Annotated in this window: 10 protein-coding genes; 4 read left to right on the top strand and 6 right to left on the bottom strand. The window is 73.0% G+C overall.

The window, feature by feature from the left end; all coding sequences use genetic code 11:
• Positions 1-53 precede the first annotated feature (53 nt).
• Together ACFV9O_RS15845 and ACFV9O_RS15840 are read left to right on the top strand one after the other, a co-directional pair.
• Positions 54-1,292 (top strand): MFS transporter, encoded by a 1,239-nt coding sequence (locus tag ACFV9O_RS15845; protein ID WP_385417608.1) that lies wholly within the window; start codon positions 54-56, stop codon positions 1,290-1,292.
• On the top strand, positions 1,255-2,571 hold the full coding sequence (locus tag ACFV9O_RS15840; protein ID WP_385417605.1) for a D-arabinono-1,4-lactone oxidase: 1,317 nt from the start codon (positions 1,255-1,257) through the stop codon (positions 2,569-2,571). Before ACFV9O_RS15845 ends, ACFV9O_RS15840 begins: the two co-directional genes overlap by 38 nt.
• On the opposite strand, the gene ACFV9O_RS15835 is transcribed toward ACFV9O_RS15840, so the two are convergent.
• The gene (locus ACFV9O_RS15835) at positions 2,568-3,047 is read right to left on the bottom strand and encodes a hypothetical protein (protein ID WP_385417602.1); all 480 of its coding nucleotides are present in this window, start codon (positions 3,045-3,047) and stop codon (positions 2,568-2,570) included. The two genes, ACFV9O_RS15840 and ACFV9O_RS15835, sit on opposite strands and share 4 nt — an antisense overlap.
• A gap of 599 nt (positions 3,048-3,646) precedes the next feature.
• Between ACFV9O_RS15835 and sepH the strand changes: the two genes are divergently transcribed.
• Positions 3,647-4,711: a septation protein SepH gene (gene sepH / locus ACFV9O_RS15830; protein WP_385417599.1), complete on the top strand. Its 1,065-nt coding sequence runs from the start codon at positions 3,647-3,649 to the stop codon at positions 4,709-4,711.
• A gap of 212 nt (positions 4,712-4,923) precedes the next feature.
• On the opposite strand, the gene ACFV9O_RS15825 is transcribed toward sepH, so the two are convergent.
• Positions 4,924-5,760, bottom strand: a complete 837-nt coding sequence (locus tag ACFV9O_RS15825; protein ID WP_385417596.1) for a sulfurtransferase — start codon at positions 5,758-5,760, stop codon at positions 4,924-4,926.
• 231 nt (positions 5,761-5,991) lie between these two features.
• Here ACFV9O_RS15825 and ACFV9O_RS15820 point away from each other — a divergent pair, with 231 nt between their 5' ends.
• Positions 5,992-6,768 (top strand): VOC family protein, encoded by a 777-nt coding sequence (locus ACFV9O_RS15820; RefSeq protein WP_385417594.1) that lies wholly within the window; start codon positions 5,992-5,994, stop codon positions 6,766-6,768.
• Between the two features lie 117 nt (positions 6,769-6,885).
• Here ACFV9O_RS15820 and ACFV9O_RS15815 read toward each other — a convergent pair whose 3' ends face one another.
• The 4 genes from ACFV9O_RS15815 to ACFV9O_RS15800 are packed head-to-tail and all read right to left on the bottom strand — an operon-like array spanning position 6,886 to position 12,877.
• On the bottom strand, positions 6,886-7,536 hold the full coding sequence (locus ACFV9O_RS15815) for a thymidine kinase (protein ID WP_385417590.1): 651 nt from the start codon (positions 7,534-7,536) through the stop codon (positions 6,886-6,888).
• A 53-nt stretch (positions 7,537-7,589) separates the two neighbouring features.
• The gene (locus ACFV9O_RS15810) at positions 7,590-8,792 is read right to left on the bottom strand and encodes an alkaline phosphatase family protein (RefSeq protein ID WP_385417587.1); all 1,203 of its coding nucleotides are present in this window, start codon (positions 8,790-8,792) and stop codon (positions 7,590-7,592) included.
• A complete protein-coding gene (locus ACFV9O_RS15805) occupies positions 8,792-9,394 on the bottom strand; it encodes a DUF5998 family protein (RefSeq protein WP_385417584.1) in 603 nt (200 codons plus the stop codon). The genes ACFV9O_RS15810 and ACFV9O_RS15805 overlap by 1 nt, the downstream gene beginning before the upstream one ends.
• Positions 9,395-9,433: 39 nt before the next feature.
• Entirely contained in the window at positions 9,434-12,877 is a 3,444-nt protein-coding gene (locus tag ACFV9O_RS15800; RefSeq protein WP_385417581.1) for a GNAT family N-acetyltransferase, read from the bottom strand.
• Positions 12,878-12,916: the final 39 nt, after the last annotated feature.

The raw sequence follows: 12,916 nt of genomic DNA, 5'->3' as shown, positions 1-12,916 counted from the left end.
GTTACCTAACCCGTAAGCTGTACGGGCCACTCACATTCCTTACGGAGCACCCCTTGCCCAGTCCCTACCGCACGATATTCGCCGCCCCCGGCACCGTGGCGTTCTCCGCCGCAGGCTTCCTCGGCCGGCTGCCCCTGTCCATGATGGGCATCGGCATCGTGACCATGGTTTCCCAGCTGACGGGGCGTTATGGACTGGCCGGAGCGCTCTCCGCGACCCTCGCGCTCTCGGCGGCGGTGCTCGGCCCCCAGGTCTCCCGGCTGATCGACCGGCACGGCCAGCGCAGGGTGCTGCGCCCGGCCCTGCTGGTCACGGTCGCCGCGGTGACGGGACTGCTCGTCTGCGCCCAGCAGGGCGCCCCCGACTGGACCCTCTTCGCCTTCACCGCCGGCGCGGGCTGTATCCCGGCCGTCGGCGCGATGACCCGGGCCCGCTGGGCCGAGATCCACCGGGGCTCCCCGCGCGAGCTGCACACCGCGTACTCCTTCGAGTCGATCGTCGACGAGGTGTGCTTCATCGTCGGCCCGATCGTCTCCATCGGCCTGTCCACGATCTGGTTCCCCGAGTCGGGCCCGCTGCTCGCCACCGTGTTCCTCGTCATCGGCGTGCTGTGGCTGACGGCCCAGCGCGCCACCGAGCCCGTGCCGCATCCGCGCGAGGAGCACTCCGGCGGCTCCGCGCTGCGCTCCCCCGGGCTGCAGGTGCTCGTCGCCACCTTCGTCATGACGGGCGCGATCTTCGGATCGGTGGACGTGGTGACGGTGGCCTTCGCCGAGCAGGAGGGGCACAAGGCGGCGGCGAGCCTGGTCCTCGCGGTGTACGCGCTCGGCTCCTGCCTGGCCGGCGCGGTCTTCGGGCTGCTCCATCTCAAGGGCGAACCGTCCCGCAGGTGGGTACTGGGTGTCCTCGCGATGGCCGTGAGTATGATCCCCCTCCAACTGGCCGGGAACCTGCCGTTCCTGGCCGTGGCGCTCTTCGTCGCCGGCCTGGCCATCGCACCGACGATGGTGACCACGATGGCCCTCGTCGAAGCGCACGTACCGCGCACCAAGCTGACCGAGGGCATGACCTGGACGGGCACCGGGCTCGCGGTCGGCGTGGCGCTCGGCTCGTCGGCCGCCGGCTGGGTGGTGGACGAGCGAGGCGCCGGTGCGGCGTACGCGGTGCCCGCGGTGGCGGGAGCGCTCGCGGCCGTGGTGGCGTTCCTGGGGTACCGCCGGCTGCGCAGGCCGGTGCCGACGCGGGAGGGGCAGGATGACCAGCACATCCAGGACGGGGAGCGCGTGGCGTAACTGGGCAGGGACGGTGACTTCCCGCCCGGTGCGGGAGGTCTCCCCCGCCACGGCCGACGAACTGGCCGAGGCCGTGCGCCGGGCGGCCGAGGACGGCCTGCGGGTCAAGACGGTCGGTACGGGCCACTCGTTCACCTCGATCGCCGCGACCGACGGCGTGCTGATACGGCCCGACCTGCTCACCGGCATCCGTGAGATCGACCGCACGGCGATGACGGTGACCGTCGAGGCGGGTACGCCCCTGAAGCGGCTGAACGCCGCACTCGCCCGTGAGGACCTGTCGCTCACGAACATGGGCGACATCATGGAACAGACGGTCGCCGGCGCGACCAGCACCGGGACGCACGGCACCGGCCGTGAATCGGCTTCGATCGCCGCGCAGATCAGGGGCCTCGAGCTGATCACGGCGGACGGCTCGGTGCTGCACTGCTCCGAGAAGGAGAATCCGGAGGTCTTCGCCGCTGCCCGGATCGGCCTCGGCGCGCTCGGTGTCGTCAGCGCGATCACGTTCGCCGTGGAGCCGCTGTTCCTGCTGACGGCCCGCGAGGAGCCGATGTCCTTCGACCGGGTCACGGCCGAGTTCGACGAGCTGCACGCGGAGAACGAGCACTTCGAGTTCTACTGGTTCCCCCACACGGGCAACTGCAACACCAAGCGCAACAACCGCAGCGCCGGCCCCGCCGCCCCTCCCGGCCCCGTCAGCGCATGGATCGAGGACGAGCTCCTCTCCAACGGGCTGTTCCAGGTGGTCAATTCGCTCGGCCGGGCGGTGCCCGCGACCATCCCGTCCATCGCGAGCCTCGCCAGCCGGGCCCTGTCCGCTCGTACGTACACGGACATCCCCTACAAGGTCTTCACAAGTCCCCGCCGGGTGCGCTTCGTCGAGATGGAATACGCACTTCCGAGGGAGGCCGCGGTCGAGGCCCTGCGCGAGGTGAAGTCCATGGTCGACCGCTCACCGCTGCGCATCAGCTTTCCGGTCGAGGTGCGGACCGCCCCGGCGGACGACATCACGCTGTCGACGGCCTCGGGCCGCGAGACCGCGTACATCGCAGTGCACATGTACAAGGGCACGCCGTACCGCTCGTACTTCACCGCGGTCGAGCAGATCATGGTCGCGCGCGGCGGCAGGCCGCACTGGGGCAAGATCCACACGCGCGACGCGGAGTACTTCGAGGGCGTGTATCCGCGCTTCGGCGAATTCATGGCACTGCGGGACCGGCTGGATCCCGGGCGGCTGTTCGCGAACGACTACCTGCGACGGGTCCTGGGCGCCTAGGCCTGATCCGGAAGGCCGACCCCAGTGCTCCAAGGGGCGTCCGCGACGCCCGCATCCGCGGAGGCGGACGGGGTCGGCGCGGAGTCGTCGCCGCTTCCGCCACCGCCACCGCCACCGCCACCGCCACGTACGACCGATCCGACCGTCGTGCCGGTGCCGCCGCTCAGATCCTTGCCCGAGGCGAGTTCGTACGCCGTGATGCCGAGCATCGCCACCGCGTAGACGACAACCGCGGCCAGTGCGGGCCGTTTCCGGCCACGGACCCGCCTGCCGTAGGTCGTCGCCTCACCGAACTCCCCTACGAGAGGCGCCTCGTGAGGTGCGCGCACCGGCGGACGGGACTTCGCGGCGTCGCGGAGCTGTTCACCGGTCCGCCGGAACAGATGCTGGAAGACCGAACCGCCGCACGTCGCCACGACACCGACCACGCCGGCGCCGACGATGGTTCCGCAGACACCGAGCTGAGAGGCGAGCACCGCGGCCGCGATCGCCGCGAGCGCGCTCCCGGCGACCTGGGGGACGCTCAGATCGAGCCGCCGCTCCTTCTGTTCCTTCGTCCCCGCTCGTCAACGTGCCGCTTCTGGTCCGCCTTCAGCATCCGCCTACCCATCTGTCCCGCCATGCACCAGGAAGGGACATATGAGCGAATCGAATAGTTCCAATTCAGGCGATTCTGTGAAGCTCGCCACCGTCGGAACCGGGCCCGCAGGCCCAACTCCCACCCCCTGCGACAAGTTCGGCGGCGCGCCGGTCCACCCCCGTGGCCCGAATGGAGTACTGTGGCGAGCCCTGGGACCGGTCTCCCTCACGGGTGTCCGGACTTACGGGAGGGGGCCGAAAGCGGCACTCGAACCGGCGGCGCCGCGGTACCGCACGGACACCGGCTGCACAGAGTGACCAACCGTCACTATGCGTGGCGAATAGGTAACCGTGCCATAACGGCGATCAAGGGCGCATGCCCGACACGCCGGAGGAACTCGGCAAGGTTGTGGCAGGCTGCACCCGGGCAGGCCACACTCGACTAGCGGAAGCAGCGACGTACGTGACGTCGGCAGGCACCACCCGGGAGGTCCCCATGCCCGAACTGCGTGTCGTGGCCGTCTCCAACGACGGCACACGACTGGTGCTGAAGGCTGCGGACAGCACGGAGTACACGCTTCCGATTGACGAGCGGCTGCGCGCTGCCGTGCGCAACGACCGCGCCCGCCTCGGCCAGATCGAGATCGAGGTGGAGAGCCACCTCCGCCCCCGCGACATCCAGGCGCGTATACGTGCAGGCGCCTCCGCCGAGGAGGTCGCCCAGCTCGCCGGCATTCCGGTCGACCGGGTGCGGCGTTTCGAGGGCCCCGTACTCGCGGAGCGCGCGTTCATGGCGGAGCGGGCGCGCAAGACTCCCGTGCGGCGTCCCGGGGAGAACGCGGGACCGCAGCTCGGCGAGGCGGTCCAGGAGCGGCTGCTGCTGCGCGGCGCCGAGAAGGACTCCGTCCAGTGGGACTCCTGGCGCCGCGACGACGGCACCTGGGAGGTGCTGCTGGTCTACCGGGTGGCGGGCGAGCCGCACTCGGCGAGCTGGACGTACGACCCGCCGCGGCGGCTCGTCCAGGCCGTCGACGACGAGGCGCGGGCGCTGATCGGTGAGACCGACGACGCCATCGCGATCGCGCAGGAGCCGAGCTTCCCGTTCGTGCCGCGCATTGCCCGGCTGCCGCGGGACCGGCCGCTCGACCGAGGACTCGACCGGGCGCTCGACCGTGCCCTGGAGCGGCCCGCGCCGGTCGTCCCGGCTGCCGAGCCGGACGAGAGCGAGCGCGACTCCCTGACCAGCCTTCTGGAAGCGGTGCCGAGCTTCCGGGGCGACATGGTGGTCCCGGACCGCCCCGCCCCGGTCGACCCGCCCGCGGCCGACCCCGCCGCGCAGGAGCCCGACTCCGAGGAGCCGCCGGCCCCTGCGGCCTCGGCCGGCGCGGGTTCGGCGTACGCGGACGTGCTCATGCCCCGTTCCGTCAGCGGCCACCGCGACCGGCTCACCGGCACGACCGACCGTCAGGCCGAGGCGGACGGCGTCCGGCCGGGCCGCCGGGCGGCTGTGCCGAGCTGGGACGAGATCGTGTTCGGCACGCGCCGCAAGAAGCAGGAGTAGCGGGGGCACGGCTCCGGCGGTGGGGGTGCGGTGCCGGGCATACCTCAAGCCCGTCCGGCGCTCGAGGACCGGCACACCGGCCAACCGCGCGGTGCCGGTACGGGCACACCGGCCGCCGACCCAGGGCCGGTACGGGCACACCGGCCGCCGACCCGGGACCGGGTCACGCCGACGCGCAACGGCGTCCGACCCGGCACCGGGCGACCCCGCGGCTAGGACGCGTCCGGGTCGGGGCCCGTGGCCACAGGGCGGGTGGGGTCGGAGGACCACTCCGACCAGGAGCCCGCGTACAGCGCGGCCCGGACGCCCGCGATCTCCAGCGCCAGGACCTCGTGCGCGCCGGAGACGCCCGAGCCGCAGTAGACGCCCACCTCGGCTGCGTCCGACGCGCCCAGGCGCTTGAAGTGGGCGGCCAGCTCACCCGCGGGGAGGAAGGTGGTGGCTCCCGGGGTGACGTTCTCCGTCGTCGGTGCCGAGACCGCGCCCGGGATGTGGCCGCCGACGCGGTCGATGGGCTCGACGTCACCGCGGTAGCGCTCGGCGGCCCGGGCGTCCAGCAGCAGCCCGGTACGCGCCAGGGCCGCCGCGCCGTCCGCGTCGAGCAGGGGCAGGGCGCCCGGTACCGGAGTGAAGTCGCCCGGCTCCGGAGCGGGGATGTCCGTGGTCAGCGGGCCGTCCCACGCCGCGAGGCCCCCGTCCAGGACCCGTACGTCCTCGTGGCCGGTCCATCGAAGCAGCCACCAGGCCCGCGCCGCCGCCCAGCCCTGGCCGCCGTCGTACGCCACGACCGGGGTGGAGCCCGACACTCCCGCGCGGCGCATCACCGCGCCGAAAGCCGCCACCTCGGGCAGCGGATGCCGGCCACCCGCTCCGGGGGGCCCTGCCAGCTCGCTGTCGAGGTCGACGTACACGGCACCGGGCAGATGCCCGGCCTCGTACGCGGGTCGTCCCGGCGGGCCGCCCAGCTGCCAGCGGACGTCGAGGAGCACCGGCGGCCGCGGACCGGCCGACTCGCTCGCGAGTTCTGTTGCGGAGATGATGGGGGTCATAGGAGCCATCCTCGCGCAGGGCACGGCGGGCCCGTAACGGCGGCGGAACGGATGGGCGAAGCCAAAACGGGCATCCTCCCCTGTGGGATCCCCGGTGATGCGGCGCGGCCGGGGCGCGCGGCACGCCGGTGGTGCGAGCATCTGCACGGGGCACAGGGCCTCCGCCGCACGACGGCCCGCATCCGGTCCCCCGCCGCACGGCCACGACGATGGTCCGAGGAGAGAGTGACGATGACCGAGGCGACTCGGCGCAGACCCGGCACGCCCTGCTGGGTCAGCCTGATGGTGCACGGACTTGCCGCGACACAGGACTTCTACCGGGCACTGTTCGGCTGGGACTTCGTCCCGGGCCCGCAGCAGCTCGGTCCCTATGTCCGGGCGCTGATCGACGGCAAGGAGGTCGCGGGCATCGGCCAGCTCCCGCCCGATCGTCATCTGCCGATCGCGTGGACCACGTACCTGGCCACCGACGACGCCGACGAGACCGCCGAGCAGATCAGAATGTGCGGCGGGACGGTCGGCGTCGGGCCGCTCGACGCGGCGGACGCGGGCCGGCTGGCGATCGCCTCTGACCCGGAGGGCGCGGTCTTCGGGATCTGGCAGGCCGCTGCGCACGCGGGCATCGCCCTGTTCGGCACGCACGGCACACCGGTCTGGAACGAGCTGGTGACGCGGGAGACGTCGGCGGTCAGCAAGTTCTACCGGTCCGTCTTCGGGTACGAGGTGGAGCCGGTCGTCTCCGCCGACTTCGACTATCTGACCCTGCACCTGGAGGGCCGCCCGGTGGCCTCCCTGCACGGCGTCGGCACGGCCCTGCCCCGCGACAGGGGCTCGCACTGGATGACGTACTTCGAGGTCGAGGACGCCGACGAGACCGCGGCGCTGGTGGTGGACCTCGGCGGGCACGTCCTGCACGAGCCGCGGGAGGGAACATGCGGACGGATCGCGACGGTGGCGGATCCGGAGGGCGCGGTCTTCACGATCGTGCGGAGCACGACGCGTCTGTAGCCCGGGCCGGGGGGTGAGGGCCCGCGGCCGCCGGGCGTCTGCCCGAGGGCGAGGACGGCGTCCCGGAGGACCCGGGCCGTCCCCGCACGGCACGGCAGCCGGACGAGGAACCGCGCGTCAGGACGTTCTGACCGGCAGAACGTCCGGCGACAGCGCACCGGCGCGGGCTGTGGCGCTGGTCATGCGACGCCGGTGGTGGCGGCGGCACAGTACCTCGTAACTGATCTCCTCCGCGCGCCGGTTCACGTCACCGACGACGACCTGCTCACCCTCCACGACCATCTCCCCGCCCAGCGTGCGGGCGTTGTGGGTGGCGCGGGCACCGCACCAGCACATGGCCTCGACCTGGAGCGTCTCGATGCGGTCCGCCAGCTCGATGAGCCGTTGGGAGCCGGGGAAGAGCTTCGTGCGGAAGTCGGTGGTGATACCGAAGGCGAAGACGTCCAGGTCCAGGTCGTCCACGATCCGGGCGAGCTGGTCGATCTGCTCGGGCGCGAGGAACTGCGCCTCGTCCACGATCAGGTAGTCCGCCTTGCCCCCGCGGGTCATGTGATCGACGAGGTACGCATACACGTCCATGCCCTCCACGATCTCGACGGCCTCGGTGACGAGCCCCAGCCGGGACGACAGCTTGCCCTCACCCGCCCGGTCGTCGCGGGTGAAGATCACACCTTGCAGGCCGCGAGCCGAACGGTTGTGCTCGATCTGGAGCGCCAAGGTGCTCTTTCCGCAGTCCATCGTTCCGGAGAAGAACACGAGTTCGGACATGGGAGCGTGACGGCCTTTCAGTTGTCTCGAAGGGAGGGCGGAGGGGTCGGTGCCTACGAACGGACTTCGATGAGCGGGACGAACTGCTCGACCGGGGTCATGGAGCCGTGCATGCCGACCATCGCGGACTCGTGCGGCTCGTTGACGGAAGCGGTGATCACGACGTCGTCGCTCGCCGCCGCGACGACGTCCCCGATGCGTCCGTGGACGCGTTCGTCGACCTGCGGGCCGAACCAGCCCGCGGCGATCGCCTCGTCCCTGCTCGCCACCCAGAACCGGTCGCCGAGCACCTCACGCCAGACGGCGAGCACATCGGACTCGGCGCCCGGGACGGCGTACACATGCCGGGCCCGGCCCTCGCCGCCGAGCAGGGCGACACCGGCGCGCAGCTCCCAGTCCTCGTCGAAGTCGATCCTCGACTCCTCGTCGAAGGGGATGTCGATCATGCCGTGGTCCGCGGTGACGTACAGCGCGGTGCGGGGCGGAAGCTGTTCGGCGAGGCGCTGGGCGAGGTGGTCGGCGTACATCAGCTGGCCGCGCCAGGCGTCGGAGTCGACGCCGAAGCGGTGGCCCTTGCCGTCGACCTCGCTGTAATACGTGTAGACGAGGGACCGGTCGGCGGCGGCGAGCTGCTCGGCGGCGAAGTCCATCCGCTCCTCGCCGCTGAGCCGGCCGTGAAACGTTCCGCCACTCAGTGCGATCTTGGTGAGCGGGGTGTCCCGGAAGGTCGGGGACGAGACCTGTGCGGTGTGCACCCCGGCCTCGTCGGCCAGCTGGAAGACCGTCGGGTACGGCTGCCAGACGCGCGGCGAGGTCCATGGCTTCCAGCGCAGCTGGTTCATCAGCTCGCCGGTCTCCGGGTTCCGGGCGGTGTAGCCGGGCAGGCCGTGCGCGCCGGGCGGCAGGCCGGTGCCGAAGGAGGCGAGCGAGGTGGCCGTCGTGGCGGGGAAGCCGGCGGTGATCGGTGCGCCCGTGCCGCCGCACGAGGAGCCGAGCAGCGAGGTCAGGAACGGGGCGTCCTCGGGGTGGGCCTTGAGCTGCTCCCAGCCGAGGCCGTCGATGAGGAAGACGCAGTTCCGGTCGGCGGGCTCGAGCTGCGTGATCGCGGAGTGCAGTCCGGGCACGCCCTGGCCCGCGGCGATCGTCGGCAGCAGATCGGCGAGCGAGGCGGAGCCGTACGCGGGGACGGGCGCGGTGCCGACTGCGAGCGGGACGGGTTCCTCGGGCCAGACGGAGGCGAGCTGGGGCTGGGCCATCAGCGGGCGGTCGCCGTGGGAGGCGTCGCGGCCGTGGCCTCGGACAGCGACTGCGCGAAGACGAGCGTCTGCCGGACCGCCTCCGGGCCGTCGCCGGCCTCGCTGACGCGCAGGCTGAGGTCGTCCGCGGTGGAGTTCCCCGTGTAGCCGTGGTCCGCGTCGCAGTTGGGGTCGCCGCAGGCGGCGGGCTCCAGGTCGATCCGCGAGACGGCGCCCCAGCCGATGGTGAGGACGACTTCACGGGGGAGGGTGCCCGGGGTGTACGACTCGGGATTGGCGACGACGCGGCTGAGCACGACGGACGAGATCCGGCCGAGCTTGACCGACTCGGTCGAGGTCGTGGCGTACGGCGTCGGCGAGCTGCTGTCGGCGGCCTGCTCGTCGGTGTGGCTGACGATGAAGCGCGTGCCGGTCAGGACGAGGACGGTGACATGGCGGCGGACCTCGTTCGCGTCGAACGTGGTCTCCTGATGGACCAGGTACGACGCGATCTGCTCACCACCGACAGCGGCCTCCACCGCTTCGGCCACGAGAGCCGGGTAGTAGCCGCTGCGCTCGATCGCCGCTCGCAGCCCCTGGGTCGTCGTACCGGTCTTCGCCATGCGGTCCATCCTACGGGGCCGCGGGACCCGGGAGTGCGCTCAGTAACTGGGGAGCGTGCGCGGTCCCAGGTCGGTCCGGGGCGGGGGCGGGGCGAGCCTGACCGTGGCGCCGAGCACGGAGAGCCCCTGCTGGGCGACGACGACCGGTTCGAGGCCGATGGAGACCACCTCCGGGTGGTCGTCGACCAGCCGGGACACGCGGAGCAGCAGTTCCTCGAGGGCGGCGGTGTCGACGGGGGCGGCGCCGCGCCAGCCGAAGAGCAGCGGGGCGGTCCGGATGGACCGGATGAGCTCGGCGGCGTCGCGGTCGGTGGCGGGGACGAGGCGGTGGGCCGTGTCGCCGAGCAGCTCCGTCGCGGGGCCGGCGAGACCGAAGGACAGCACGGCGCCGACGGCGGGGTCGATGGCGGCGCGTACGACGGTGTCGACGCCGCGCGGGGCCATGGCCTGGACGACGGGCTGGAGCTCCTCCGGCTTGCCGAGGGTCTCGGTCAACTCGGCGTACGCCTGTCGCACTTGCTGTTCGTCGGCGAGATCGAGGCGTACGCCGCCGAGGTCGGCGCGGTGGCGCAGGTGCGGGGTGGTGGTCTTGAGCGCGACGGGGTACCCGAGGAACTCGGCGGCGCGGACGGCCGCGTCGGGGCCAGGGGCGGGCAGGGTGGGGCGCACGTGGATCCCGTACCGCGCGAGGAGCTCCCGCGCGTCCTGGTCGCGCAGGGTGATCCCGCGCTCCCCCGGCATGTCGCCGAGCAACCGCGCGACGAGCGCGGCGGCCCCGCCCTCGTCGATGTCCTCGTACTCCGGCACCTTGCCCGGCTCGGCGGCCTCCCGCCGCCACTGCGCGTATCGCACGACCTCCCCGAGCGCGCGCACGGCCCGCTCGGCGGCGGGGTAGGCGGGGATCCGCGTCGCGGACAGGGGACGCGCCGATGGGGCGCCCGGCCCGCCGGCCTCGGCGCCGCCGGCACCTCCGGCACCGCTGTCCACTCCATCGGCAGGGCCGACGGGGCCCGGAGACGCGGCGCTGCCCGGCAGGCCGGACGCCGCGTGACCGGCGGCGGCGGGACCGCGGCCGACCGGGCCGCTCGGCCCGGACGATGGCGAACCGTGGGCAGGATGCCGCCCACCCGACGGCGACGCAGGACCGCCCGCAGACTCACCCGGCCGTGGCCCTGCACCGGCCACCGGCGGGTGCGCGGCCGAGCCGGCGGCAGGGGGCTCTCCCCCCGTACCCTGAGTGAACCCACCCGGTGCAGCGGCCGCGGTTCCATCCCGGGATACGCCCGGCCGCGACGTGCCGCCCGGGACGCCAGCCGATGCCGGCGACGCCGCGCCGCCGGCGGAAGGCAGAGAGCCCGACCTCGGATCGTGACTCGGCCGACCCCCACCACTGACCGCCGGTCCCACCTCGGACCCACCCGACGGCGACGTGCCGGAAGCGACCGGCGACGCCGGCGACGCCGCGTCGCCGGCGACCGGGGGCCGGCGGCCTGCCCCCGGATCCGGGAGCGGGCCGGACGGGGAAGAGGTCCCGCCCGCGCCGGTATCTCCCGGGGCGCCTGCGGCAGGCGGCCCCGACGGGTCGGCCGCAAACGGCCGGTGCGGTGGGGCCGAGCTCGTCGCCGCGGCGAGGGCGTCCGCCAGGCCGCCGAGTTCGACGTGGACGACCAGCACCGGCTTGGCCGGTCCCGTGGCCGCCGCAGCACGGAGGGCCGTCGCGAGGATCTCGCCGTCGCCGGACTCGGTGACTCCGCCGTCGCCGACCCAGGGGATCGCGTTGACGACGACCGCGTCGCACGCCTCGTCCCGCAGCGCCTCCGCGAGCGCCGCCCGGAAGTCGTCCGGCGTCGCCGCCGTCGTCAGATCGCGCGGCGGGAGCGGGCGCAGCCCCTCCGTCAGGCAGGCGTCGTAGGTGAGGAGGCCGAGGGACTCGGAGTTGCCGAGGATGGCGACGCGCGGCCCCGCGGGCAGCGGCTGGCCCGCGAGCAGCAGGCCCGCGTCCACGAGCTCCGTGACCGTGTCGACGCGGATGACGCCCGCCTGCGCGAGCAGCTCGGACACGGTCGCGTACGGCACGCGCGTCGTCGGCACCGCGTGCCCGGGCGGCGCGCTCCCGCTGTGCCGTGCGCCCTTCACGACGACGACCGGCTTGACCGCCGCCGTGCGCCGCGCGAGACGCGTGAACTTCCGCGGGTTGCCGATCGATTCGAGGTACAGCAGGACGACGTCGGTGTCGGGGTCCTCGTACCAGTACTGCAGGAAGTCGTTTCCCGACACGTCCGCCCGGTTCCCCGCCGAGATGAACGACGACAGCCCGGCGCCCCGCCGGTGCAGCCCCGAGAGCAGAGCTATCCCGATCGCGCCCGACTGGGTGAACAGCCCGATCCTGCCGCGCGCCGGCGACTCGGGTGCGAGCGACGCGTTGAGCCGGACCGCTTGTGAGGTGTTGATGATCCCGAAGGCGTTCGGCCCGATGATCCGCATCCCGTACGAACGGGCCTGCCGCACCAGTTCGCGCTGCCGCTCCCGCCCCTCCGCCCCGCTCTCCGCATATCCCGCGGCCAGTACGACGAGACCCTGCACCCCGTGCTCGCCGCAGTCGGCGACGGCCTCCGGCACCCGTTCGGCCGGAACGGCGACGACGGCGAGGTCGACGGGCTCCCTCGTCTCCTTGACGATTTCCGCGACCGAGCGGTATGCGGGGACGCCGTCCAGCTCGCGCACGTCCGGCGCGAGGTTGCGGTTCACCGCGTACGTGCGCCCGGTGTATCCGGAGTCGAGCAGATTGCGCAGGACGGCGCGGCCCACGCCGCCCAGCGCCCGCCCGGCCCCGACGACCACCACCGACCTGGGCGCGAGCAGCCGCTGCACGGACCGCGCCTCGGCGCGCTGCTCACGGGCGCGCTGCACGGCGAGCGACTCGGCGGTCGGCTCCAGGTCCAGCGTGAGGTGGACGGAGCCTTCCTCGAAGCTGCGCTTCTGCGTGTACCCGGCGTCCGTGAAGACCTTGATCATCTTGCCGTTCGCGGGCAGCACCTCCGCCGCGAAGCGCCTGATGCCCCGCTCCCGCGCGACCGCCGCGATGTGCTCGAGGAGCGCGGACGCGACTCCCCTCCCCTGGTGCGCGTCCTGTACCAGGAAGGCGACCTCCGCCTCGTCGGCGGGCGCGGACGCGGGCATTCCGCGCGTGTCGATCCGGTCGTAGCGGACGGTCGCGATGAACTCGCCGCCGACCGTCGCCGCGAGACCCACGCGGTCCACGTAGTCGTGATGCGTGAAACGGCGCACGTCCTTCGCGGAGAGCCGGGGGTACGGCGCGAAGAAGCGGTAGTACTTGGACTCGTCCGAGACCTGCTCGTAGAAGCTGACGAGCCGGTCGGCGTCCTCGGTGGTGATGGGCCTGATGCGCGCGGTGCCACCGTCGCGCAGCACCACGTCGGCTTCCCAGTGGTCGGGGTACGCGTGGTCCGACGGGGTCTGCATGGGGAAAGAGTACGGCTCGGGCACCGGTCGCGAAGCCCG

It is taken from the genome of Streptomyces sp. NPDC059909, assembly GCF_042730885.1.
GTDB lineage: Bacteria > Actinomycetota > Actinomycetes > Streptomycetales > Streptomycetaceae > Streptomyces.
Note: the sequence above shows the minus strand (reverse complement) of the source record. Positions and strands in the feature narration are given on the sequence as shown.